The 24,703-nt window shown below is 64.5% G+C and carries 14 protein-coding genes; 12 read left to right on the top strand and 2 right to left on the bottom strand.

Features of this window, described 5'->3' with window-relative positions; translation table 11 throughout:
- The first annotated feature begins 33 nt into the window (after positions 1-33).
- From R1T45_RS10715 to R1T45_RS10730, 4 genes are read left to right on the top strand one after another with little or no spacing between them, the layout of a single operon-like run.
- Entirely contained in the window at positions 34-618 is a 585-nt protein-coding gene (locus R1T45_RS10715; protein ID WP_067626538.1) for a heme NO-binding domain-containing protein, read from the top strand.
- Positions 615-1,640, top strand: a complete 1,026-nt coding sequence (locus tag R1T45_RS10720) for a GGDEF domain-containing protein (RefSeq protein WP_317390796.1) — start codon at positions 615-617, stop codon at positions 1,638-1,640. Before R1T45_RS10715 ends, R1T45_RS10720 begins: the two co-directional genes overlap by 4 nt.
- A gap of 34 nt (positions 1,641-1,674) precedes the next feature.
- Positions 1,675-2,775, top strand: coding sequence for a glycosyltransferase family 2 protein (locus tag R1T45_RS10725; protein ID WP_317390797.1), 1,101 nt, complete (start codon positions 1,675-1,677; stop codon positions 2,773-2,775).
- Positions 2,772-3,704, top strand: a complete 933-nt coding sequence (locus R1T45_RS10730; RefSeq protein WP_317390798.1) for a glycosyltransferase family A protein — start codon at positions 2,772-2,774, stop codon at positions 3,702-3,704. The genes R1T45_RS10725 and R1T45_RS10730 overlap by 4 nt, the downstream gene beginning before the upstream one ends.
- Before the next feature lie 3 nt (positions 3,705-3,707).
- On the opposite strand, the gene R1T45_RS10735 is transcribed toward R1T45_RS10730, so the two are convergent.
- Positions 3,708-4,454, bottom strand: coding sequence for a WecB/TagA/CpsF family glycosyltransferase (locus R1T45_RS10735; protein WP_317390799.1), 747 nt, complete (start codon positions 4,452-4,454; stop codon positions 3,708-3,710).
- A gap of 150 nt (positions 4,455-4,604) precedes the next feature.
- Between R1T45_RS10735 and R1T45_RS10740 the strand changes: the two genes are divergently transcribed.
- From R1T45_RS10740 to R1T45_RS10775, 8 genes are all read left to right on the top strand, one after another.
- Complete coding sequence (locus tag R1T45_RS10740; protein WP_317390800.1) at positions 4,605-6,107, top strand: hypothetical protein; 1,503 nt, start codon at positions 4,605-4,607, stop codon at positions 6,105-6,107.
- Positions 6,108-6,276: 169 nt separating this feature from the next.
- Positions 6,277-12,726: a polyketide synthase gene (locus tag R1T45_RS10745; RefSeq protein ID WP_317390801.1), complete on the top strand. Its 6,450-nt coding sequence runs from the start codon at positions 6,277-6,279 to the stop codon at positions 12,724-12,726.
- Positions 12,723-13,733 (top strand): glycosyltransferase family 2 protein, encoded by a 1,011-nt coding sequence (locus tag R1T45_RS10750; RefSeq protein WP_317390802.1) that lies wholly within the window; start codon positions 12,723-12,725, stop codon positions 13,731-13,733. Before R1T45_RS10745 ends, R1T45_RS10750 begins: the two co-directional genes overlap by 4 nt.
- Positions 13,733-18,319 carry a MupA/Atu3671 family FMN-dependent luciferase-like monooxygenase gene (locus tag R1T45_RS10755; protein ID WP_317390803.1) on the top strand — a complete coding sequence of 1,529 codons (4,587 nt, stop codon included), beginning with the start codon at positions 13,733-13,735 and terminating at the stop codon, positions 18,317-18,319. Before R1T45_RS10750 ends, R1T45_RS10755 begins: the two co-directional genes overlap by 1 nt.
- A complete protein-coding gene (locus R1T45_RS10760) occupies positions 18,291-19,001 on the top strand; it encodes a 4'-phosphopantetheinyl transferase (RefSeq protein WP_317390804.1) in 711 nt (236 codons plus the stop codon). The genes R1T45_RS10755 and R1T45_RS10760 overlap by 29 nt, the downstream gene beginning before the upstream one ends.
- A 4-nt stretch (positions 19,002-19,005) precedes the next feature.
- Positions 19,006-19,950 carry a hypothetical protein gene (locus R1T45_RS10765; protein ID WP_317390805.1) on the top strand — a complete coding sequence of 315 codons (945 nt, stop codon included), beginning with the start codon at positions 19,006-19,008 and terminating at the stop codon, positions 19,948-19,950.
- Positions 19,947-22,631 (top strand): hypothetical protein, encoded by a 2,685-nt coding sequence (locus R1T45_RS10770; protein ID WP_317390806.1) that lies wholly within the window; start codon positions 19,947-19,949, stop codon positions 22,629-22,631. Before R1T45_RS10765 ends, R1T45_RS10770 begins: the two co-directional genes overlap by 4 nt.
- Complete coding sequence (locus R1T45_RS10775; RefSeq protein WP_317390807.1) at positions 22,622-23,476, top strand: glycosyltransferase; 855 nt, start codon at positions 22,622-22,624, stop codon at positions 23,474-23,476. Before R1T45_RS10770 ends, R1T45_RS10775 begins: the two co-directional genes overlap by 10 nt.
- Here R1T45_RS10775 and R1T45_RS10780 read toward each other — a convergent pair.
- The gene (locus tag R1T45_RS10780; RefSeq protein WP_317390808.1) at positions 23,473-24,678 is read right to left on the bottom strand and encodes a glycosyltransferase family 4 protein; all 1,206 of its coding nucleotides are present in this window, start codon (positions 24,676-24,678) and stop codon (positions 23,473-23,475) included. The two genes, R1T45_RS10775 and R1T45_RS10780, sit on opposite strands and share 4 nt — an antisense overlap.
- Positions 24,679-24,703 lie beyond the last annotated feature (25 nt).

Consider the following 24,703-nt stretch of genomic DNA (forward strand, 5'->3'; position numbering starts at 1 on the left):
TCTGCTCTCGGGAAAAATGGGAATGAGGCAGTCATGCACGGGCTTATCAACCGCAGCATTCAGAACTACTTTTGTGCCAACTACGGGCAGAGACTTTGGGTCGAGGTGGCCTCTCGGGCCGGGTTGGACTTTACCGAATTCGAGGCGATGCTGACCTATTCGGATCACGTCACCCCGGCTGTCCTTGAGGCGGTCTGCGACGTGCTGGACCGACCCCGGGCCGAGGTGATGGAAGACGTCGGCACCTTTCTTGTGGCGCAACCGGGCTATGAGGCTGTGCGGCGTTTGCTGCGCTTTGGCGGGGTGAGCTTCAGTGACTTTTTGCAATCGCTCGACGATTTGCCGGACCGGACGCGCCTTGCCCTATCCGAACTGCATTTGCCTTGGGTCGAACTGCGCGAAGACCCCGATGGCCAGTATTCCTTGATCTGCGAAGCCCCGCTCGTTGGCTATGGCTACCTTATGATGGGGGTCTTGCGGGCCATGGCCGATGACTATGGCGCGCTGGTGCTGTTGGAACACTGTGGGCGATCGGATGGCATCGAGGTGCTGAAGATCATTTTGGTCGAGGCCGAATTCTCGGAAGGGCGCCGGTTTGAGCTTGGGGCGCGGGCATGAGCGTAGGCTGCCATGATCCGGCGGTTCTGGACAAACTATGTCCGATGCATCTGCTGTTGTCTGCCAATGGCGAGATCCGCCACGCCGGGCCGACGATCCAAAAGCTGCGCCCGCAGTCCCCGTTGGCGGGGCGGCATTTTCTGGAAACCGTCACCGTTAAGCGGCCCCGCGGGATTGACGGGATGAAAGACCTGCACCGGGCCACGGGGGTAAAGCTGCACCTCGCTTTTCGCGATTCCCCCCGGACCGAGCTGAAGGGGCTGCTGGTGCCCTTGGGGGATCGGCGGCTGATCGTGAACCTCTCTTTCGGGATTTCGATTTTCGACGGGGTGCAGGACTATGCATTGACCAATGCGGATTTCGCCGCCACCGATCTGGCGATCGAGATGCTCTATCTGATGGAGGCGAAATCAGCCGCGATGGAGGCCTCCCGTCGCCTGAACCTGCGCCTGCAAGAGGCGCGAATCACTGCAGAGGAACAGGCCTTTACCGATACGCTGACGGGGCTGAAAAACCGCCGCGCGCTGAACGCGGTGCTAGAGCGGTTGATCACCGCCGGAGAGGGGTTCGCGGTGATGCATGTCGATCTCGACTACTTCAAGGCGGTGAATGACAGTCTGGGCCATGCCGCGGGCGATCATGTGCTGCAAGTCGTCGCCCGGATCATGCAACAAGAAACCCGAAGCTCTGACATGGTGGTGCGGTTGGGCGGGGATGAGTTCACCGTGGTTCTGCCCGATGTGCGCGGCGAGGGCATACTCCGGCGGATCGGCCAGCGGATCATCGACCGGTTGGAAGAGCCAATCCGCTACAAGGGGGAAGTTTGCAAGGTTTCCGCCAGCATCGGCACGGTCTGGATCCAGCGCGGCGATCGGCAACCGCGTGAGGTGGTTCTGGCCAATGCAGATGCCGCGCTCTATGCCTCGAAACACGCTGGCCGTGGGCGCCACACATTCTTTGACCCCGCCCTGCGGGCCGTGGCCGGGCCTGTTGCCGCGCCCGGTCAAAACGGTGGCAGCTAATCGCTCGGGGCACAGTCACGCGGATCAGAAAGCCATGGCGGCAGTGGACCGCGCAGATTGCCTGTCGTATCACAACGGCATGAAATCGCCCCTGCATCTGCTTCGCCGCCTGCGCCAACGCCTGCACGACGCCCGCCGCCGGGCGCGCTTTGCCGCCTCCTTGCAGCATCTGCACGGGCCAAACAAACTGGACGTGGCCCCCGGTGAGGTGGTGCTGATCGCCTTGGTGCGCGACGGCAGCTATTACCTCGACGCCTTTTTTCGCCATTACCGCGCGATGGGCGTGCAACATTTCGTTTTCATCGACAACGGCTCGCGCGATGACACCATCGCCCGGATCAAAGCGCAGAAAGGCACTGTGATCGACCGCTGCACCCTGCCGCTGGCCGAATACGAAGACCTGATCCGCCAGTATCCCGCGCAGACCTATGGTAGAAATCGCTGGTGTCTTTATGTCGATATGGATGAAATCTTTGATTTCGAAGGGCGGGGTCAGATTGGCATCAAGGGGCTGACCGCCTATCTCGAACAGCAGGGCTATACCGCCTTATTGGCGCAGATGCTTGAGATGTTCCCTAAAACCAGCCTCGCTGCCGCGGCGGGGGTGCCCTATAAACAAGCGCTGCAATCCTTTCTCTATTATGACATCAGCGCGGTGCGCAAAACCGACTACCACAGTCCGGAGATTCCGTTCTCCGCGCTGCTGGCCGATAATGATCTTTCCAACGATGCGGTGAAGTTCGCCTTTGGCGGCGTGCGCGGCAAGGTCTTTGGAGAGAACTGTTGCCTGACGAAACATCCGCTGATCTTCAACGGGCCAGAGGTCACACCGGCGCCGCATCCGCATCTGTCCTGCGGGCTGCGCGTGGCGGATATGACGGCAGTGATCAAACACTACAAGTTCGCCAATGACGCCGCCGCGCGGGATGCCGAGACGCTGGGCGCAGGCAATTTGGCGCATGGCGAAGACGCACGCCGCATGGCGGTGATCGGGCAAAACCCCGATGTCTCGCTCTTCTCGCTGGACGCGCGGCGTTGGAACCGGGTCGAACTTCTGTACCGCGCGGGCTTTCTGGTACCCTCCGACAGCTACAGCGCCCATGTCGCCGCTTGGCGTGATGAGCATGCCGCATGAGCATCGGCGCCGTTGTCATCGGACGCAATGAAGGCGCCCGGCTGGAGCGGTCCTTGCAGGCTTTGGCGGGGCAGGTGGCGCAGATTGTCTATGTCGACAGCGGCTCAACCGATGGGTCCGTCGCTGCGGCGCGGGGGCTGGGCGCGGAAGTGGTCGAACTGGACATGCAGCAGCCCTTCACCGCCGCGCGGGCCCGCAATGCGGGCGTGGCGGCATTGGGCGAAGGGATCACGCTGGTGCAATTCCTTGATGGCGATTGCATCCTGCGGGACGGTTGGCTGGCGGCGGCTGAGGCCCATCTGAACGCGCATCCTCAACTCGCCGTGGTCTGCGGCAGACGGCGCGAGGAACATCCCCAAACCTCGATTTACAACAGTCTGATCGACGCTGAATGGGACACGCCGCCGGGCGAGGCGCGCGCCTGTGGTGGCGATGCGCTGATGCGGCTTGAGGCGCTCCGCGCCGTGGGTGGCTACCGGGCAGAGATGATCGCCGGAGAAGAACCAGAACTGTGCCAGCGGCTGCGCCGGGCGGGTTGGCAGATATGGCGGCTCGACGCCGAGATGACATGGCATGACGCGCAGATCACCCGGTTCAGCCAGTGGTGGCGGCGCAGCCTGCGTGCTGGTCACGCCTTTGCCGAAGGGGCGGCGCTGCATGGCGCTGGTCCCGATCGCCATTGGGTGGCCGAGACGCGGCGCGCCGTGCTTTGGGGCGCGCTTTTGCCTGCGGTGTTTTTGCTGCTGGCGCTGTTGCTGCCGTGGGCCGCAGTCGGGCTGATGCTGCTCTACCCACTGCAACTCTTGCGGTTGATCTGGCGCGGGGGGGCGGCTTGGGGCTTTTTCACCCTGTTGGGCAAGTTCCCCGAAGCCTTGGGCGTGCTCAAGTATCACATGCGCCGCGATGGGCGGATCATCGAATACCGCTGACGCCTAGCGCGCCCGCCAAGCCTCAAGCGTCAAGCGCGGCAGGATCGCGAAACAGCGCGCATAGCGCGGCACCATCCGCGCCGGGCTCTGCAGGGCACGCCAAAACCATTCCAGAGCCAGCATCCGCATCCATTTCGGCGCACGGCGCTGCCGCCCGGCCAAAAAATCCAATCCCGCCCCGACAGAGGCGAACCCCACCCCCGGCGCAACCTCACGCCCGCGCGCGGCGAGCATCTCTTGTTTGGGCGCACCTAGTGCCAGAAAACACAGACGCGCCCCGCTGTTGGCGATGTTGCGCAGGGCGGTATCCGCTTCGGCGCTTTCGGGGTCAAAGCCCATCGGCGGGGCGGCGATGTGGCAAATCTCCAGCCCCGGCACACGGGCCCGCAGGGCTGCTGCCGCCCCGTGAAGGGCTTCCTCATCACTGCCGAAGAAGGCGATGGGCAACGATTGCTCGGCGGCCAATTCGCAAAGCGGGATGATCAGATCAGAGCCGGGCATCAAGGCAACCGGCTGCTTGGCCAGTTGCGATAGCCAGACAACGGGGCGGCCATCGGCCACGATCAGATCCTGCGCGTGATAAGCGGCGGTAAAACGCGGATCGCGGGGCAGTTTGGTCAGATGGTCGAGGTTGAGCGTGGCAAGCGCGAATCCTTGGCCCTTGGCAAAGCGCGCGCGCAGGGCCTGAAACAATGCGGCCCTTGTCGCCACATTAACCACCACCGCGGCATCGCCCTTGCCATACTTCATACCGCGCGCCCCGCCTTTGGGCTGCCACAGGCAGGCGCAAGGGGGGAGGATGCACGCTTTATGTAATTGATTTCACATGCCATCTATCAACCACGCCCGTGCCAGATTGAACCTGCCGCAAAACTAGCGGGATGACAGGGCTGGGGCCAGATGGTATTTTCGCCCCCCCCCATCCTGCCGCGCATTCGTCCGGCTTTCGTGAAGGACATCATGCCAAATCCCGTCGCCTATCTGATGCTGCTGATCTGGCCCTTCGTCTGTCTGTGGCTGTTTCGCAACCTGCCGCTGCAGCGGGCGCTGATCTGGTCGATCTTGGGGGGCTATCTTTTCCTGCCGCCGCTGGCCGAATTTAACTTGCCGCTGGTGCCGGGCCTCGACAAAGTGTCGATCCCGAACCTGAGCGTTTTGTTGATCATCTGGCTGGGCACGCAGGAGAAACTGCAGCTTTGGCCCGCCTCTCGTTTGGCAGGGTTCTTGGTGGTGGGGCTGGTCTTTTCCGCTGTGCCCACGGTGCTGACCAATGGCGATCCGATCCTGTTTCAGGCAATCCGAGGGTTCGAGCCGATCCTCTTTCCGGTGGATGCCCTCCCGGGGCTGTCGATCCGCGACATCGGGTCGGTCTTGATCGGCCAGATGCTGATGCTGGTGCCCTTCTTGTTGGCGCGGCAGTTCCTTGCAGACGAAGAGGGCCTGCGCGAGCTGTTGCTGGCCTTCATGATCGGCGGGCTTATCTATTCCGTGCCCTCATTGTTCGAGATCCGTTTTTCACCGCAGCTAAACACCTGGATTTACGGGTTCTTTCAGCACTCCTTTGAGCAGATGATGCGCAATGGTGGCTTCCGGCCCATCGTGTTTTTACCGCATGCGCTGTGGCTGGCAATTTTCATGTGTATCGCGTTGTTGTCGGCGGTTGCGCTGGCGCGGCAGACCCCGGTGATCGACCGTTGGAAAATGCTGCTGTTGGCGGCCTATTTGGGCGTGGTTCTGCTGCTGTGCAAAAGCCTTGCCTCCATCGCCTATGCGCTGCTTTTGGTGCCGATGGTGCTGCTGGTCCCGGCGCGCTGGCAGATCCGTCTGGCGGTGGTCTTTGCGGCGGTGGCAGTGATCTATCCGATGCTGCGCAACGCGGGGTTGATCCCGCTTGATGCCATCCTCGCGCAGGCCGAGGCGATCAGCGCGGACCGGGCGCAATCGCTTGGCTATCGTTTCATGAACGAAGAACGGCTGCTGGCGCGGGCAGCCGAAAAGCCGTGGTTCGGCTGGGGTGGATGGGGGCGCAACCTGATCCGGGATGCGACCAACGGCAATATCCTATCGATTCCGGACGGCCGCTGGATCATCGTTTTCGGCACTTTCGGCTGGGTCGGGTATCTTTGTGAGATGGGTCTTTTGGCGCTGCCGATCTTTCTTATGGGGCTACACCTCTACCGGCAGGGGGATGCGGGCCTATCCCCTTGGGTCGCGCCGCTGCTTTTGATCCTTGGCATTACCATGATGGACATGTTGCTTAATGCCACGCTGACGCCGCTTACTTGGCTTACGGCCGGGGCGATCCTCGGTCATGCCGAGGGTCTGGCGGCGGCGCGCAGGGGGCAGACCGCACTTGATGCCAGCGCAAATCCTGCGCTGCAGGCAAAGCGGACGGTTTTCTGAACTGGCATCTGCTCACCGTTCCGTGAAGCGATTTTGTCCAGAATAGACCCAAGGGCACGCTCTTGGCTCATTTTTGACAGATTTGCCTGTTGTATGCTGCACCCGAAGCTTAAATTGAACCTTGAAGGCTCATCACTGTAGTCGAACGGGCGATGGGACATGTGTCGCAATGAATAGCACAGACAAAACTCTTGCACGCGATGATATCGCGATTGTCGGCATGTCGGTGAATGTGCCGGGGGCCGAAGGAGTCGACGCCTATTGGGCGAACCTCCGCGATGGCGTGAGCGCGCTCAAGCGGCGCGACGCGGCCGAGCTGCGCGCCGCCGGAGAGAGCGCCGAACGTATGGCCCGGCCAAACTACGTGCCCGTCACCGCCGAGATGCCCGGTTACGACATGTTCGACGCCGAGTTCTTCGGCTTTTCCCCAAAAGACGCCGCCATCCTCGACCCGCAGCACCGCAAATTTCTTGAGGTCGCTTGGGAGGCGATGGAGCAGGCGGGGCATATGCCCGAAAGCCTCTCTGGCCCCGTCGGCGTCTATGCGGGCTGTGGCATGGGCAGCTATTTCTATTTCAACATCTGCTCGAACCCCGATCTGGTCGATGATGTCGGCATGTTCCTGCTCCGGCATACCGGCAATGACAAGGATTTCCTGTCGACCCGGGTCAGCCATGTGTTTGACCTCAAAGGCCCGTCGATCAATCTGCAAACCGCCTGTTCGACCTCGCTGGTGGCGATCCACTATGCGGCGCAGGCGCTGCGCGCGGGTGAGATCAACATGGCGTTGGCGGGCGGGGTGACGATCGAACTGCCGCAGGGCAGGGGCTATGAGTTCAAAGAGAACGAAATTCTCTCCCCCGATGGTGAATGCCACGCCTTCGACCACCGCGCGCAGGGCACCGTCTTTGGCTCTGGCGCAGGGGCGGTGGCGCTGCGGCGGTTGGAAGATGCCATTGCGGATGGCGATCCTATTTGGGCGGTCATCAAAGGCTCGGCGGTCAACAACGACGGCGCGGCCAAGGCGGGCTATCTGGCCCCTTCGGTTGATGGGCAGACGGCGGCCATTGCCCGCGCGCTCGACAATGCAGGCGTGGCGGCGCAGAGCATCGGCATGGTCGAATGCCACGGCACCGGCACCTATTTAGGCGATCCGATTGAGGTCGCCGCCCTGACCCAAGCCTACCGGGCCGAGACGCAGGCCGAAGATTTCTGCCGCATCGGGTCGGTCAAAACCAACATCGGCCATCTCGATACTGCGGCGGGTGTGGCGGGGCTGGCCAAGGCGGCGCTGGCGTTGCACCACCAGCAAATCCCCCCCTCGCTGGGCTATGAAGCGCCGAACCCGGCGATCCCCTTCGAAGGCTCGCCTTTCCGCGTGAACGACCGGCTTTATGACTGGCCCGCCCAAGCCGCGCCCCGGCGTGCCGCGGTCAATGCGCTTGGCGTTGGCGGGACCAACGCGCATATGATCTTGGAAGAGGCGCCCGCCCGCGCTGCGTCGGAAGAAAGCGATTTCCCTTTCCATGTGCTCTGCCTCTCGGGCCGGAACAAAGCGGCGTTGGACGCCAACAGCGCCGCCCTCGCGGCGCATCTGCGCGCGCATCCCGAACAGCCCTTGGCCGATGTGTCCTTCACCCTGAAAGAGGGCCGTCGGGGTTTCGACAAACGCCGCATCTTGGTCGCCGAAACCCATGAAGAAGCCGCAGCCCTTTTGGAAGGCGGCGACAGCCGCCGTGTCTTCACCCATGACCACCTTGGCCCCGAGGCTGAGGTCGTTTTCATGTTCCCCGGCGGCGGCGCGCAATATGCCGATATGGCCCGCGACCTTTATGAAACCGAGCCGGTCTTTGCCGAATGGATGGACCGGGGGCTCGACCATCTCGCGCCGCAGCTTGAGTATGACATCCGCGCGATCTGGCTGCCGGAACCCGAAGACCGCGCAGCGGCAGAAGCCAAGCTGAAACGGCCTTCGGTGCAATTGCCGCTGATCATGATCGTCGAATACGCGCTGGCGCAGCTTTGGCTCTCTTGGGGGGTGAAACCCGCGGCGATGGTGGGGCATTCCATGGGGGAAAATGTCGCCGCCTGCCTTGCCGGGGTGATGCGCTTTGAGGAATGCATCGACCTTGTCCTGCTGCGCGGGCGGCTCTTTGATGAGGTGCCAGCAGGCGGGATGATCAGCATCTCCGCTCCGCTGGATCAGATCACGCCACTTCTGGGCGAAGGGCTTGATATCGCCAGCGTCAACGGCCCGGAACTGATCGCGGTCTCTGGCCCGGACGACGCGCTAAAGGCGCTGCAATCACGGTTGGATGCAGCCGGTCTCGACCACCAGCGCATCGCCATCGACATCGCCGCCCACTCGCGGATGCTGGACCCGATCCTTGACCGATACCGCGCTTTCCTTGCCACGCTTGACCTGCGCGCGCCGCAGATGCCCTTTTTGTCCAACCGAACAGGCAAGATGATCACGGCGCAGATGGCGGCGGACCCCGACTATTGGGTCGAACAGCTGCGCAACACGGTGAATTTCGCCGATTGTATCAGCACGTTGAGCGCTGACGCGCGGCGGGTCTTCCTAGAGGTCGGACCGGGCAAGGCGCTTTCCGCCTTGGCGCAGATGAACGCGGATGTGGCACCGGGGCAGGTGATGTCTTCGCTGCGCCACCCCGAGCAAGAAATCGCGGATGATGCCTATTTCCTCAGCGTGATCGGGCGGCTTTGGGCCTCGGGGGTCGAAGCTGACTGGGCGCAGATCTGGGGCGAGGCACGGCGCAACCGCGTGGTGCTGCCGACCTATCAATTCCAACGTGCGCGTTATTTCATCGAACCGGAAGAGGCCGCGACCCGCCCCGCAGAGCAACCGCTGCAACGGCTGGATGACATCAGCGATTGGGGCGCGCTGCCGCATTGGCAACCGCGCTACGCCGAAGGGGATATGGCGCTCTCCGGCCGGGTGAACTGGCTTATCTTCGCCGATACGGCGGGGCCGGGGGCCGAGGCCGCCGCGCAGTTGCGGGCCAAGGGGCATCGCGTGGTGCAGGTCACGGCGGGGGATGCCTTTGCCCGCGTCACCACGGATCACTTCACGCTGGCCCCCGAACAGGGACGGTCGGGCTATGACCAGTTGATCGCGACGCTTCAGGCCGAAAGGCAAATGCCCGACCGGATCGCGCATTTCTGGCTGACCGATGATCAGGTCGCCCCGCGCCCCGGTTCCAGCAGATTTGACCGCAATATTGAACAGGGGTTCTGGAGCCTGACGTGGCTCGCGCAGTCCTTGGCCGAGGCCGAGATTGACGCGCCGCTGCACCTTAACGTCTTCACCACCGGTGGGGCGCAGATCGCGGAAGAGGGGCTGGCCTATCCCGAAAAGGCGCTGATCTCTGGCCCCGTCGGCGTCATGGCACGAGAGGTGCCGGGGCTGACGGCGAGCCAGATTGACCTGCCCGTCGCAGCACCCGTGGCACCGGCAAGATGGTTTGCGAAGCCAGCTGACCCCGCGCCGGTGATTGATCCCGGTGACCTGATCGAAGAGCTTTTGGCCAGCCCGGCCAACCTTCAGGTCGCCCATCGTGCTGGCCGCCGCTATGAATTGGGCTACCGCGCAGCCAGCCTACCGCCAAGCGATTTGCCGGGGTGGAAGCCGGAGGGACATTACCTCATCACCGGCGGTTTCGGGGGCATCGGGCTGACCCTTGCGGCAGACATTCTTGAGACGCCGGGCACCCGTGTCATCCTGCTGAGCCGCGCTGCGCTTCCGATGCGCCACGAATGGGACAGCTACCTTGCCAGTCACGGCCCCGCCGATGCCACGGCCCGCCGCCTGCGTGCCGTTCTGCGACTTGAGGCGCAGGCGGCGCAGTCGGGCGGGGCGGTCGAAGTGGCCCGCGCGGATGTCACCAACCTTGCGCAGATGCGCCGGGTGATCGACGATCTGACCGCCCGCCATGGGGGGCTGACAGGGGTGATCCATGCCGCCGGGGTGCTGGACGATGCGCCGCTCTTGGCCAAATCCGACGCGGGCATTGACGCGGTGCTGGCCCCCAAAGTGCAGGGGCTGCGGGTCTTGGACCAACTGTTGCCCGATGGCGCGCTTGACCTGATGGTGCTCTTTTCCTCGACCTCTACCGCCAGTCGCGCGGCGGGGCAGGTGGACTATGTGGCGGCGAACGCCTGGCTCAATGCCTTTGCGCAATCGCGGCGCGGCGCGAAGACCCGCGTGGTCGCGGTGAACTGGGGCGTTTGGGCCGATGTGGGCATGGCCGCTGACACGCTTGCGGGGGGCGGTGCCGTGGCGCTGCCTGCCCGCGCGATCAATGCGGCGCTGCTTGAAACCGCAGGGTCAGGCGACAGCGGCGTACCGGAATTCACCACCGAGATCGCCACCTCACATTGGCTGCTCGACCAGCACCGCACCTTGGATGGCCGCGCCATCATGCCGGGGACAGGCTATATTGAGCTTTTGGCCGAGGCCGCGCAGGCTCAAGGGCTGCAGGGGTTCACGCTGCAAGACCTCTATTTTCTGCGTCCCCTGCCGCTGGCCGATGGGGCGCGGCGCAAGATCAAGATCACCCTGACCCCCGAGGGCGCAGGTTTCGCCGCCGAGTTGCGCAGCGCCTGTGTGGTCAATGGCAGGCCCGCGTGGCAGTTGCATGTTCAAGCGCGTTTGACCCCCACGGGGCGCACAGCCACCCCTCTCGATCTTGCTGCCCTCGCGGCCCGTTGCGAGGACGTGGCCGAAGCCGCGCCCGGGGGCCGTCTGCCCGCCGTTCAAGAGGCGCATCTGAAATTCGGCCCGCGCTGGCATGTGCTGCAACGCACCGCCATGGGACAGGGAGAGGGGCTCGCCGCGCTACGGCTGCCCGAGGCCGCGCAGGGTGATCTGGCCGATGGCTATGTGCTGCACCCCGGTCTGATGGACATCGCCACCGGTTGGGCCATGGCGCTGATCCCGGGCTATGCCGCGCGTCACCTTTGGGTGCCGCTGTCTCATGGTGAGATCACGCTTCACGCGGCGCTGCCTGCCGAGGTCCGCTCGCACGTCCGGCTTGCCGAAGGATCGGCGGCGGAGGGCTTGGCCCGGTTCAATGTGACGATCACCGATGCGCAGGGAGCGGTCCTTGTCGATGTGCGCGATTTCGCGATGAAACGGCTCGAAGGGGCCTTTGCCGAGGTGCCGCCGCCCGACGCCCGCGAAGTGGTCTTTGAGGATGCCCAAAGCGCCGACAGTCTCAGCCCCGCCGAAGAGCGTTTGGCCCGTCTGGTGCGCCAAGGTATCCGCGCGCAGGAAGGGCCAGAGGCCCTGCGCCGTGCGCTGGCGCTGGATGCGCCACAGGTCATGGTGTCCTCACTGCCCTTGCAGACATTGATTGCCCAAGCCGACGCGCCGCTGACCGATGCCTCCGCCCAAGGGCAAAGCTTTGAGCGGCCCGATCTGGACGGTTCTTTCGTCGCCCCACGCAACGGGATCGAAGAGAAACTGGCCGAGATTTGGTCGAACCTTTTGGGCGTTAGCCCGGTGGGGGTCGAGGATAGTTTCTTTGACCTCGGCGGGCATTCCCTGATCGCTGTCCGCCTGTTTGCGGCGGTCAAGCGCGAGTTCAAGGTGGAATTCCCGATCTCCGTTCTGTTCGAGGCTCCCACGATCGCCAAATGCGCAGCGCTCATCGCGGCGGAGCGCGGAGATTTGGCGCAGACGGAAGTGGCTGATACGGCAGCGGCGGCCCCGCAGCAGCGCTTTGACCACCTTGTACCGCTCAATCAATCGCCGCAGGATGCGACGCCGCTTTTCGTGGTGGCGGGGATGTTCGGCAATGTGCTGAACCTGCGCCACCTTGCCTTGCCCTTTAGCGGCGAACGCGCGGTCTATGGTGTGCAGGCCCGTGGGTTGATCGGTGACGCTGCCCCCCACGAAGAGGTGCAGGCCGCTGCGGCTGACTACATCGCAGAGATCCGTGCGCTGCAGCCCCAAGGGCCCTATCTGTTGGCCGGATACTCCGGCGGCGGGATCACGGCCTATGAGATGGCGCAGCAGTTGCAGGCGGCAGGGCAAGAGGTGGCCGTTCTAGCGATGCTCGACACGCCGCTGCCCGTCCGCCCGACGCTCAGCAAGATCGACAAGGCGCATATCAAATTGGCAGAGCTGCGGCGTAAGGGTCCGGCCTATCTGCTTGAATGGGCGCGCAACCGCTGGGCGTGGGAGCGCGCGCGCCGCCGGGGGCCTCAGGAGGCGGTCGGCGATGGTGAGGGGGGGGCTTCCTTCAACAGTCTGCGCATTCAGGCGGCCTTCCTGCGCGCGATGGAGCGCTATGAAACGCCCCAGTGGGACGGGCCGATGACACTCTTCCGACCACCGCTGGATCGGCATTGGGCTGTTTCTGCCGGGCAATATGTCACCGCGGAAAAAGAATATGTCTATGAGGACAACCAGTGGCGGCAATATGCGCCGCGCTTGCAGGTGATCGAAGTGCCGGGCGACCATGTGAGCATGGTGCTGGCGCCCAATGTGACTGTCTTGGCGCAAGAGCTGGCCGAGGTGATCGCGGCGGCCCTGCCAATAGACGCCAGCCACGACCAGCCCGCTGATCAGCCTCAGGCCACGGCGGCGGAATGATGCAACAATCACCCCGCCTTTTGGTCATTATTCTCAACTACCGCACCGCAGAGATGACCCTGCGCGCGGCTGAGGCCGCTTTGGCCGATATGCCCCAGACCCATGCCGAACTGGTGATCGTTGACAACGACAGCGGCGACGGTTCTGCCGCGCTCTTGGCGCAGGAGATTGCCGCGCGGGGCTGGGGTGCGGGCAATCGGGTGCGGCTGATCACATCGCCCCGCAACGGTGGCTTCGGGGCGGGCAACAACATTGCCATGCGGGCGGGGATGTCCGACGGGGCAGCGCCGGATTTCGTGCATGTGGTGAACTCGGATGCCTTCCTTGATCGGGGCTGTATCGGGACGCTGTTGGACCATCTACAGAACCACCCCCGCGCCGGGTTGGCCGGAAGCCATGTGCGCGGCGAGGATGATCTGCCCCATGCCACGGCCTTCCGGTTCCCCTCTGCCGCGGGCGAGTTGGAAGCTGCCGCGCGGTTGGGCCCACTGACGCGACTGCTGTCCTCTGCCGTGGTGGCCCCGCCCTTGCCGGAAGAGGCCGCAGAGGTCGATTGGGTGGCCGGTGCCAGTGTCATGATGCGGTGGGATATGCTGGCTGATGTCGGTCTCTTCGACGAAGCGTATTTCCTTTATTATGAGGAAACTGATCTTTGCCTGCGTGCCGCGCGGGCTGGGTGGGACTGCTGGTATGTGCCTCAGGCGCGCTGCGTTCACGTTGGCTCGGTCTCGACCGGGATGAAGGAATGGCGCCGAATGCCGCGCTATTGGTTCGACAGTCGCCACCGCTATTTCGCCAAGAACCATGGCCGCGCCTATGCCGCTTTGGCCACCTGTGCTCGGCTTGCCGGGGGCGGATTGCACCGCCTGCGCTGCCTGCTGACCGGACGCCAGCCAGAAGACGCCCCCGGTTTTTACCGTGACCTCGCGGCCCATGCGCTCACCGCGAGGCGCGCGGCCCCCGCCGTCCAAGACCCGAGCCGTAGCCCCGCCACGGAGGACCGTTGATGACCGCCAGCTTCAAGACAGAACCGTTTTCCGCGCTCTTGATGGGCGACGAATCTCTGACCATTGCCTGCGGCGACATGCTGCTGGCGGGCGGCCATCGGATCGCCGCCGTAATCACCCGAGATGACGCGGTGCGCGCTTGGGCCGAAGGGCAGGGGCTGGTCCTTCGCAGCGATGCGGAAGATCTGCTGCCCATGGGTCTGGCCGCCGACTGGCTTTTGAGCATCGCCAACCTGCGGCTGATCCCTCAGACGGTTTTGGCCCTGCCCACACGTGGCGCGGTCAATTTCCACGATGGGCCCCTGCCGCGCTATGCTGGGCTGAACACGCCCGCTTGGGCAATCATCAACGGCGAGGCGCAGCATGGGGTCAGTTGGCATCTGATTGAAGCGGGCGTTGACACCGGTGACCTGCTGGCGCAGCGGGAGGTAGAGATCGCGCCCGATGAGACGGCCTTTAGCCTCAACTCTAAATGCTACGCCGCCGGGATGGAAAGCTTTGGCGCAGTGCTGGCCCAGTTGGAAAGCGGCAAGCTGCAAGGCACCGCCCAAGACCTGCGTCAGCGCAGCTATTTCGCGAAGGACAAACGGCCCGAGAACTGCGGGCTGATCGACTTTACCAAGACCGCAGGAGAGATCAGCGCGCTGGTCCGTGGCTTGGATTTCGGGGCCTATTGGAACCCTTTGACCACGGCAAAACTCGCAGGCGCGGCAGGCGCGGTGCTGGCCGTTTCCCGCGTCGAGGTGCTGGCGGGCCAAGGCGGCACCCCCGGCGAGGTTGTCGATGTCGACAGCACGCGGGTGGTCGTGGCGGCGCGCGATGCCCATATCGCCCTCTATGATCTGCGCGATATGGCGGGTGAGAGTATTGCTCCGGCCCAGTTTTTTGCCCCCGGTGATAAAGTGCCCCACACGGCGGGCAGCGCTCCGGCTTCGGCTGAGGAGGCACATTGGCGGCGCGCTTTGACCGGGTTTGAGGCGCTGCCGGTCCCCTTGGCCACCGCAGCTGAAACGACGGCAGCGACATGGGCAGAGCGAGAGATCGCGCTGCCGCAGAGGAGTGACCTTTCGCAGCAGGCCGCAGCCGCAGCCCTCGTCGCGCTGCGCAGCGCCGGGGCAACAGAAGGCGGCATCGCCCTCAGCCGCAAAGGGGAATCCGCGCCGCTGATCGCCGATTGGTTGCCGGTCACCATCGCGGCAGAGGCGGGCTTGCCCGTGGCGGAACTGATCGCACAGGTGGAACCACAACTTGCCCGCGCGAAGGATGCGGCAGGTTTCGCGCGTGATCTGCCGCTGCGCGACCCAGCGATTGAAGCGCTTGGCACTCCGGATTTTGCGTTGTCCTTTGACAGTGAACCGCTCGCGGGCGCGGCGTTGACCCTCTGCCTCGGGGCGGGGGGCGCGCGCCTCTTTGCGGATAGCACGCGACTGACCGATGCCGCGATCAACCTCCTCGCCGCGCGGTTTGAGGCGGCTTTCGCCAACATCTCCGAGGCTGCAGATTGCGGCACCCTCTGGGCCCTTCCAGAGACCGAGATGCAGCTCCTGACCCGCGTTAACGCGACGACGCGCGACTATGAACACCTCACCATCCATGCCGCTTTTGAGGCGCAGGTGGCGCGCACACCCGAGGCCCCCGCGCTGGTGTTCGAGGGGGAGACGCTTAGCTATGCCGCGCTGAACGCCTGCGCCAATCAATTGGCGCATGTGCTGGGTGACATGGGGGCCGGGCCGGGGATGCCGGTGGCGCTTTGCGTTGCACGGGGGGTGGACCTGCTGGTGGGCACGCTTGGCATCCTGAAAGCTGGCGCCGCCTATGTGCCGCTTGATCCGGCCTATCCGGCGGACCGTCTGGCACATTACCTTTCAGACAGTGGCGCTGCGGTCGTGGTCACGCAATCGGCCCTTTCCGCCAGCCTGCCCGCGCAAGGCGCGCAGGTGTTGGAGCTGGACCGTGACACACGCCTCGCCACGGCTTCGGACGTGAACCCTGCCGCCAGCGCGGGGCCGGATGACCTTGCCTATCTGATCTATACCTCCGGCTCGACCGGGACCCCCAAGGGCGTGATGGTCAGCCACGGCAATGTGGCGAATTTCTTTGCCGGGATGGACGACCGGATCGATCATGAGGCGGGCGCTGTCTGGCTCGCTGTCACCAGCCTCAGTTTCGATATCTCGGTGCTGGAACTGTTCTGGACCCTCGCACGGGGGATCAAACTGGTGCTGGCAGGCGACGATAGCCGGGCGCTGATGTCGAACGGGCCGATTGCCACTAGCGACCGCAAGATCGACTTTAACCTGTTTTACTGGGGCAATGACGACGGGGTCGGCCCCAAGAAATACGAGCTGCTGCTGGAAGGTGCGCGATTCGCCGATGCCAATGGCTTCAACGCGGTCTGGACGCCCGAGCGGCATTTCCATGCCTTCGGCGGCCCCTATCCGAACCCCTCTGTCACAGGCGCTGCCGTGGCCGCGGTGACGCAGAACCTTGACGTGCGGGCCGGATTCTGCGTCGCCCCGCTGCATCACCCCGCGCGGATCGCCGAGGAATGGGCGGTGATCGACAACCTGACAAACGGGCGCGTGGGACTGGCCATCGCCAGCGGGTGGCAGCCCGATGACTTCGTGCTGCGCCCGGAGAACACGCCGCCGCAGAACAAGCCCGCGATGTATGACGCCATCGACCAGTTGCGCAAACTCTGGGCCGGGGAGCCGGTGGAATTCCCCCGTGCCGATGGCACGCCCCACGCGGTGGTAACGCAGCCGCGCCCCGTCTCGAACAGGCTGCCGATCTGGGTCACCACGGCGGGCAATCCACAAACGTGGAAAGAAGCAGGAGAGATCGGGGCCAATGTGCTGACCCACCTGCTCGGCCAATCGGTGGAAGAGGTGGCGGACAAGATCAAGATCTACCACGACGCCCTGCGCGGTGCGGGCCATGACCCGGCGGATCACCGGGTCACCGTCATGTTGCACAGCTATCTTGCCGAGACCCGCGCCGAGGCCGAGGAAATCGCCCGCGCGCCAATGAAGGACTACCTGCGCTCGGCGGCGGGGCTGATCAAACAATACGCTTGGGCCTTTCCGGCCTTCAAGAAACCGGCCGGCACGACGAACCCGTTTGAGATCGACCTCGAAGGGCTCTCGGCCGAAGAAATGGATGCGATCCTAGAGTTCGCCTTTCAACGCTATTTCAACGACAGTGGCATGTTTGGCACCGTGGCAGATGGGCTGGCGCGGGCCGAGCAACTCAAGCGGATCGGTGTGGATGAGATCGCCTGCCTGATCGACTATGGCATTCCCACCGACAAGGTGATGGCGGGGCTGAAGCCGCTGGCCGATGTGCTGCGCCGCGCCAATGCGGGTGGGCAACCGGCAGAGGACGACCACTCAATCGCCGCGCAGATCGTGCGCCATGGCGTGACCCATCTGCAATGCACGCCCTCGATGGCGCAGATGATGGTGATGAACGATGAGGCACGTGGCGCTTTGGCGCGGGTAAAGGCGCTGATGGTCGGGGGGGAGGCGTTGCCCGGCACGTTGTCACGCGCTTTGCGTGCGGCGACGCTGGCGCAGATCCAGAACATGTACGGCCCGACCGAGACGACGATCTGGTCAACCACCCATGTGCTACAAGACACCCACAGCACCACGGCCCCCATCGGCACACCGATTGCCAACACGCAGGTTCATGTCCTTGACGCCGCGCGGCAGGTGCTGCCGATCGGTGCGGCGGGTGAACTTTGGATCGGGGGCGCTGGCGTGACACAGGGCTATTGGCAACGGGCCGAGATGACCGCCGCGCGTTTCATCGACGATCCCTTCGCGGGCCACGGTCGTCTCTATGGCACGGGCGATCTGGTGCGCATGGACGCCGAAGGCGTGCTGCATTTCGAAGGCCGCGCCGATGCGCAGGTCAAGATACGCGGCCACCGGATTGAGCTTGGGGAAGTCGAAGCGCGGCTGGCCGATCTGCCGGGGGTGCGTCAGGCCGTGGCCCTGCTGCGCGATGATGCGGGGCCGGGTGGCGCGCAACTGGTCGGCTATGTGGTCGCCGATGCGGCGATCGACAGCGACGCGGCGCGGCGGCAACTGGCCGCCCATCTGCCCGATATCATGGTGCCGCAGGCCATCGTAACGTTGCCCGCCATGCCCTTGACGCCCAACAAGAAAATTGACCGCAAGGCCTTGCCCGCCCCGGTCAAACGCAGTGCTGCACCTGCCGCCGCGCCACAGACGGCCACGCAAGACGGCAACAGCCAAGCCGCCATCGCGCAGGTCTGGGGCGCGCTTTTGGGCATCGGGGACATTCGCGGCGGCGATAACTTCTTTGCTCTTGGGGGGCATTCGCTGCTGGCGGTGCAGGCGCATCGCGATATCAAGGCGGCCTTGGGCGCCAGCGCGCTGTCGATCACCGATATCTTCCGTTTCCCGACCCTTGCGGGATTGGCGGCGCATATTGATGGATTGGACGGCCAGAAAGCCGAACCGCCCAAGGCGCCCCCAGCCGCCGAAACGCCTGCCCGGACCGAAACCATGTCGAAACGTCGCCTCATGCGTGCCGAGCGCGCCCGCGGGCGGGGTTGAGGTGACGGCAGAGGCCGAGATCAAGACCGCAGTCCGCAGTCTGTTCGATCTGCCAGTCGCCGTTGCTGTAACCCAGATCGACAGGCCCCATCCGCCATTGCTGGGGGACGAAGCCGCCGTCATCGCACGTGCACGGCCCAAGCGGGTCGCCGAATTCACCGCCGGACGCCACGCCGCACGCCAAGCGATGCAGGCCCTTGGCCACCCGCCTGCGCCGGTGCTGGCCAGCACCGACCGCGCGCCGATTTGGCCGCAGGGCCTGACCGGTTCGATCAGCCATTCCGATGTGTGGTGCATCGCCGTGCTGGCGCGGTGCTCTGATGTGGTGGCACTGGGCGTCGACATCGAAGAAGACAGCCCGCTGCCCGACGACCTGATTGCAGAAATCTGTCTTCCGTCCGAGATTACCCGCCTCGGGGGGGCTGATCTCGCCGCCGCCAAACGCATCTTCTGCGCCAAGGAGGCGGCCTATAAGGCGCAATATCCGCTCACCAAAACGCTCTTTGGCTTTGATCGGTTGGACGTAACCCTATCCGCCGAAAACCCCGCTTTTGACGCGCAATTTACCCAAGACACTGAACGCTTTAAGCGCGGCGAGAAGCTGCCGGGGCGGATCGTTTCGGTGGCGGGCCACCTTGTCAGCGGGGTGGCGATTGGGCAGATTGATCGCAAAGGAGCTTGATCTCATGGTCGCACTCTCTCGCCGTGCCTTTCTGGGGGGCGCCGCTCTTGCCAGCCTTGGCGGCGGGACTTGGGTCTTTCGCCGGGCGCAGGTGCAGGACCGCGCGGAACAACTCTATGCCACGCCGCTGACCCCGCCGGCGGGGCCGATGCAGGTCTACCATCTGGGGCATTCACTGGTGGGCCGAGACATGCCCGCGATGCTGGCGCAGATGGCGGGGGCCGGGCACAGCTATCACAGTCAAACCGGCTGGGGCAGTTCGCTGCGCGACCATTGGGAGCCGAATGTGCCGGTGAATGGGTTTGAGCGCTCTAATGACCATGCGCAGCACCGGCCCGCCCGGGCGGCGATCGGTTCGGGCGATTACGACGCCCTGGTATTGACCGAGATGGTCGAGATTGCCGACGCCATCCGCTACCACGACAGCCCCGACTACCTTGCCCGCTGGGCCGATCTGGCGCAGGCGGCCCGGCCCGACACGCGCGTCTATCTTTATGAGACATGGCATCACACCGACGATGGCAAGGGGTGGCTGAACCGGATCGACCGTGACCTCGATCAATACTGGCGGCAGCAGGTGATCTACCCCGCGTTGCAGCAATCGGAGGTGCCCATTTATCTGATCCCCGCCGGGCAGGTCATGGCGGCCTTTGCCCGCGCAGTCGATGCGGCCGGAGGGGTGGGCGGCATCATCAGCCTGCAGAACCTCTTTTCGCGCGATGAGCAGGGCCGCCGCGATACGATTCACTTCAACGATCAGGGGGCCTATCTTGTGGCGCTGACCCATTACGCAACGCTCTATCACCGCGACCCGGCGGGGCTGTCGCATCAGTTGACCCGTGCGGATGGCACCCCGGCTGACACACCAAGTGCAGAGGCCGCAGCACTGATGCAGCGCGTGGTCTGGGACGTGGTCCGCGCCCATCCCGACAGCGGGGTCGCGGCATGAGCGGTCTGGGCGGGCTGTTCTCGGTCTTGATGGTGGGCCACAGCCTTTTTGGGGCGGACGGGCCGGATATGTTGCAAGAGGCGCTGCGCGCCGGGGTGGGGCAGGGCGAGGTGCGCGCGCAGATCATCAACGGCGCGCCCCTGCGTTATAATTGGGACGAATCTGACCGGGCCGAGGGCGTGGATGCCCGCACGGTCTTGCCCGAAGGGCAGACCACCCATCTGATCCTGACCGAGGCGATCCCGCTGGCCAATCACACCCGTTGGTCGGATACCGAAGTCTATGCGCAGGCTTTCTTTGGCCTTGCTGCGGCGGCCAATGCGACGGTGAAGGTCTATCTGCAAGAGACATGGCATTCGCTGAAAAGCGGCAGCGGAGAGGCAGTGGCCTATGACGACCACGCCCATATCCCTTGGCGCGAACGGTTGCAGAATGATCTGCCCGCATGGGAGGGGATCGCGGCGGCGGTGAGCGATGGGCGCAGCTCTGACACTGCGACGATTGAGGTGATCCCCGCCGGGCAAGCGATGGCGCGGCTTTACGATGAAATCGCCGCCGAACGTGTGCCGGGGCTGAATGAGATCGACGCGCTTTTTGCCGATGACATCCACCTGAACGATCTGGGCCACTACTTTGTCGCCATGGTGCAATATGCCACGCTAACGGGCAAAGATCCCTTGGGCCTGCCGACGGATTTCAATGACCGTTGGGGCAAAGCGTTTGACACGCCCACCCCCGACCTCGCGCGGGAGCTTCAGCGTGTGGCGTGGGATGCGGTGCGAGAGTATCAGGGCAGTGCTGTGGTGCCGGTGCCGCCTGCCACGCGCCCTGCCGCCGCAAACAATGCACAGACCGCCCCGATTTCGCCCACTGGCCCGCCCGCGGTGCCTGAGTCTACACTTGCCCGTGATGAGCCTACGCCTGCACGCGATGTGCCAGCGCCCGCCCCAGATGAACCTGCGTCCGCTCCTGATGAGCCAGCGCCGGCCCCAGATGAGCCCGAAGTACCTGTCACGCCGATTGCGAATGCCCCGTTCAAGATCACACCGCCGCAGGACGCCGTCGCAGGCACCCGCGACATGGGCATCGGCCTTGCCGCCATCGCCGATTGGAGCGTGCAGGCTCCCTTCCTCGACCTGATGAAAACCGCGCGCCCGTGGCTTGGCCATCTGGCCGGGCGCTTTGGCGGGATGGAATATGCGCAATTGGTTGAGGGTGGCTACCTCGATTCCGAAGGCTGGCCGGTGAAGATGCCCCGCGCCTTGGGCAGCATCGGCACATTGATCCTGACCGACATGCCGCCGCAGGCGACCACGCTCAAGGGCCGCTATCTGCTTCGCTTTGAGGGGCAGGGCGTGATCGAGGTCACGGGCCGGGCCGAGAATGTCCGCTATGGCAAGAACGAGGTGCGGTTCGACTATGCGCCGGGGCCGGGCAGTGTCGACATTCGCATTCAGCGCATGCACCGCAGCGATCCGCCGCGCGATATCACCGTCGTGCGCGAAGACCGCGCTGCCGATTTCGACGCTGGCGCGCGGTTCAACCCCGATTGGACGCAGCATCTGACCGGGATGAAGGTGCTGCGCTTCATGGATTGGATGGGCACCAACGACAGCCTCATCGCCGCATGGGAGGACCGCCCGCGCCCCGAGGATGTGACCTATGCCCTGCGCGGTGTCCCGGTAGAAGTCATGGTCGCCTTGGCCAATGAGCTGGGGATCGACCCGTGGTTCAACATGCCACATCTGGCGGATGATGGCTATGTGACCGCGTTCGCGACCTACGTCGAGGAGACGTTGAGCGAGGACCGCAAAGCCTATGTGGAATTCTCCAACGAGGTGTGGAATTGGCAATTCGCCCAGACCCAATGGGCGGATGAGATGGCGCAGGCCCGCTGGAATGAGGCCGAGAAGGGGATGCAGTTCTATGGCCTGCGCGCCGCCGAAGTGGCGCGCATCTGGACGGATGTCTTCGGCGGTGAGGCTGAAGCGCGGTTGCGCAATGTGATCGCGAGCCAGACCGGCTGGCTGGGGCTTGAGCGTGAGGCTTTGGAAGCCCCGCTTTACCAAGCTGAAAAAGCAGGAAACCGCGCGCCCGCCACCGCCTTTGATGCCTATGCGATCACCGGCTATTTTGGTGGGGTGCTGGGGCTGGAAGACAACGCCGAGTTGGTCAAGGATTGGCTGTCGGAAAGCCTCGAATTGGCCCGCGCCGAGGGGGAAGCGGAAGGGGTGAGCGGCAGCGCTCTCGACGATTATATCAAGACCCACCGCTTTGACGCGGCCACCGCCCGTGCGGCGAAAGATCTGCGCAACGGTGGCATCAGCGGGCTTCAAAACGATACGCTTGCCGACCTTATTGGCCGTGTCTGGCCCTATCATGCCGCCGTGGCGCGGGCGCATGACCTAGATCTGGTGATGTACGAAGGCGGCAGCCATGTGGTTGGCCTTGGGGCACAGGTGAATGACGAAAGTCTGACCGCCTTCTTTCACCATCTCAATTACGCGCCTCAAATGGGCGCGCTCTATACCGATTTGATGGCAGGGTGGCTGGCTGTCGGCGGGCAATTGTTCACCCATTATTCAGATGTCTATGCCCCGACGAAATGGGGGTCTTGGGGCGCGCTGCGCTATCTGGCGGATGAAAATCCACGTTGGGACGCTTTGAACGCATGGAAGTAGCAACAGGCGCGTTCCAAGGGGTGAGCGTGTTGATCCCCGCCCATAATGAGGCCGACTGGCTGCCCGCCTGCCTCGACGCGCTCTGCGCCGCTGACCCGGTGGCGGGGCCGGTGGAGGTGATCGTCGTGGCCAATGGCTGCACGGACGACACCGCAGAACTGGCCCGCAGAAAGGCCCCCGCGTTCGAGGCGCGAGGCTGGGCGCTGCGGGTGCTGGAACTGGCTCAAGGCAGCAAACTCGGTGCGTTGAATGCGGGCGAGGCTGCGGCGCGGGGTGCGGTCTTGGTCTATCTCGACGCCGATGTGCTGGTCTCACCGCCCCTGCTGGCGCAACTGGCCGGGGCACTGGCCGAGGACGCGCCGCGCTATGCCAGCGGGATGCCGCAGGTGACGACCTCAGGCGATTGGGTGACGCGCCATTACACGCGGTTTTGGCAGACCACCGGCTTCATGACCCATGGCGTGCCGGGGTTTGGTGTCTTTGCCATGAACCGCACCGGGCGGGCGCGTTGGGGGGATTGGCCGGACATCATCTCGGACGACACTTTCGCGCGGCTGAATTTCCGCCCCGAGGAACGCATCGCGGTGCCTGCCCCCTATGCTTGGCCCATGATCGAAGGCTTTGCGCCGCTGGTGCGGGTGCGGCGGCGGCAAGACATTGGCGTGGCCGAGGTCGAGCAGCTTTTCCCCGACCTGATGCGCAATGATGACGCGCATGATCAGATGCGCCCCTTTTGGCGGCGCGCGCTGGCGGACCCTTTGGGGGCGCTGGTCTTTGTCGCCGTGCGGCTGACGATTTACGCACCGGTCTTTCGCAGTGCAAACCGCTGGGTGCGGGGGCGCTAGCGGGCGGCGTCTTGCATGTGGTCGGCGAGCTTTGCCGCCTCGCGGGACACATCATGGCGCGCGAAGACCCGCGCGCGGGCGTTCGCTCCCATCTCTTCCAGCGTCGAGAGCGGCGCGTCATGCAGGGCGGTCATCGCCTCGGCCAAGGCCGCCACATCGCCTGCGGGCACCAGCCAGCCGGTTTGGCCGGGCTGCACCAGTTCCGGCGTGCCTGCGATATAGGTGGCGATCACCGGGCGGGCGGCGGCCATGGCCTCCATCACCACCATGGGCAGACCTTCGGCGAAACTGGGCATGACGAGCGCATGGGCAGCGCTGAGTTCGGAGGTAACTCGCGCCTCGTCGACCCAGCCGGTCAGGGTGATGCGATTTTGCAGGGTATGGCGGGCGATTTCCGTTTCAATCGCGCGGCGCAAAGGGCCGTCGCCAATCAGCGTCAGATGCAGATCGGGTTGGCTGTCGCGCAGCTGGGCCATGGCGTCGATCAGGGCAAGCTGGCCCTTCTGCTCCACAAAACGCCCGATGGAGACGAGGCGCCGCGGGCCATCCGGCAGGGCGGCGGGGGCAGGGAATTTAGCGGGCTTAATGCCGCAATGCACAACTTTGATGCGCGGCCAATCGGCTGGGTCAGCCCATCGGCACAGTTGACTGCGCCCGAACTGGCTGATCGCCACGGCAAATGCCGAATGATGGATTTTCGCGCCGAGTGACAGCGCGTGGGGGCTGTCGAATTCCTCGGGCCCATGGGTGGTGAAACTATAGCACGGCCCGCCAAGCAGGTGGCAAAGCATCGCGACCATCGTGGCGTTGGTGCCGAAATGAGCGTGCAGGTGCTCTGTGCCGCTGCCGTCCAGCTGCGCCTGCAGATAGCACGCCTCGGCCAGATAGATCAGATGGCGGGCCATCCCCGTCTCGGCCCGACGTGCGGCGTGCCAGACTTCGCGCAGCGCTTTGCCGAACCGGCGGGGCGAACGCAGGACACTGCGCAGGCTTGCACGGGCGAGGGCGGCCCCGCCAGCGGCCAGAACATAGTGGCTGCGCGCCTCTTCGGCCTTGTCCTGCCCATCGACCAGCGGCACATCGGGGCCGCGCATGGCAAAGCGCAGCACCTCATGGCCAGCCGCCTCTAGCGCCGCGATCTCGCGGCGGATGAAGGAATGCGAGGGCTGCGGGTAGGTGTTGAGGATATAGGCGATCTTCACGGGGGGCGCGGCCTTGGCTTATGGC

Source organism: Sulfitobacter sp. LC.270.F.C4 (assembly GCF_032922545.1).
Taxonomy (GTDB): domain Bacteria; phylum Pseudomonadota; class Alphaproteobacteria; order Rhodobacterales; family Rhodobacteraceae; genus Sulfitobacter; species Sulfitobacter profundi.

Coding starts and splice junctions, on each gene's coding strand:
- R1T45_RS10715 (WP_067626538.1), top strand. CDS start 34: ATGCACGGGCTTATCAACCGCAGCATTCAGAACTACTTTTGTGCCAAC.
- R1T45_RS10720 (WP_317390796.1), top strand. CDS start 615: ATGAGCGTAGGCTGCCATGATCCGGCGGTTCTGGACAAACTATGTCCG.
- R1T45_RS10725 (WP_317390797.1), top strand. CDS start 1,675: ATGGCGGCAGTGGACCGCGCAGATTGCCTGTCGTATCACAACGGCATG.
- R1T45_RS10730 (WP_317390798.1), top strand. CDS start 2,772: ATGAGCATCGGCGCCGTTGTCATCGGACGCAATGAAGGCGCCCGGCTG.
- R1T45_RS10735 (WP_317390799.1), bottom strand. CDS start 4,454: ATGAAGTATGGCAAGGGCGATGCCGCGGTGGTGGTTAATGTGGCGACA.
- R1T45_RS10740 (WP_317390800.1), top strand. CDS start 4,605: ATGGTATTTTCGCCCCCCCCCATCCTGCCGCGCATTCGTCCGGCTTTC.
- R1T45_RS10745 (WP_317390801.1), top strand. CDS start 6,277: ATGAATAGCACAGACAAAACTCTTGCACGCGATGATATCGCGATTGTC.
- R1T45_RS10750 (WP_317390802.1), top strand. CDS start 12,723: ATGATGCAACAATCACCCCGCCTTTTGGTCATTATTCTCAACTACCGC.
- R1T45_RS10755 (WP_317390803.1), top strand. CDS start 13,733: ATGACCGCCAGCTTCAAGACAGAACCGTTTTCCGCGCTCTTGATGGGC.
- R1T45_RS10765 (WP_317390805.1), top strand. CDS start 19,006: ATGGTCGCACTCTCTCGCCGTGCCTTTCTGGGGGGCGCCGCTCTTGCC.
- R1T45_RS10770 (WP_317390806.1), top strand. CDS start 19,947: ATGAGCGGTCTGGGCGGGCTGTTCTCGGTCTTGATGGTGGGCCACAGC.
- R1T45_RS10775 (WP_317390807.1), top strand. CDS start 22,622: ATGGAAGTAGCAACAGGCGCGTTCCAAGGGGTGAGCGTGTTGATCCCC.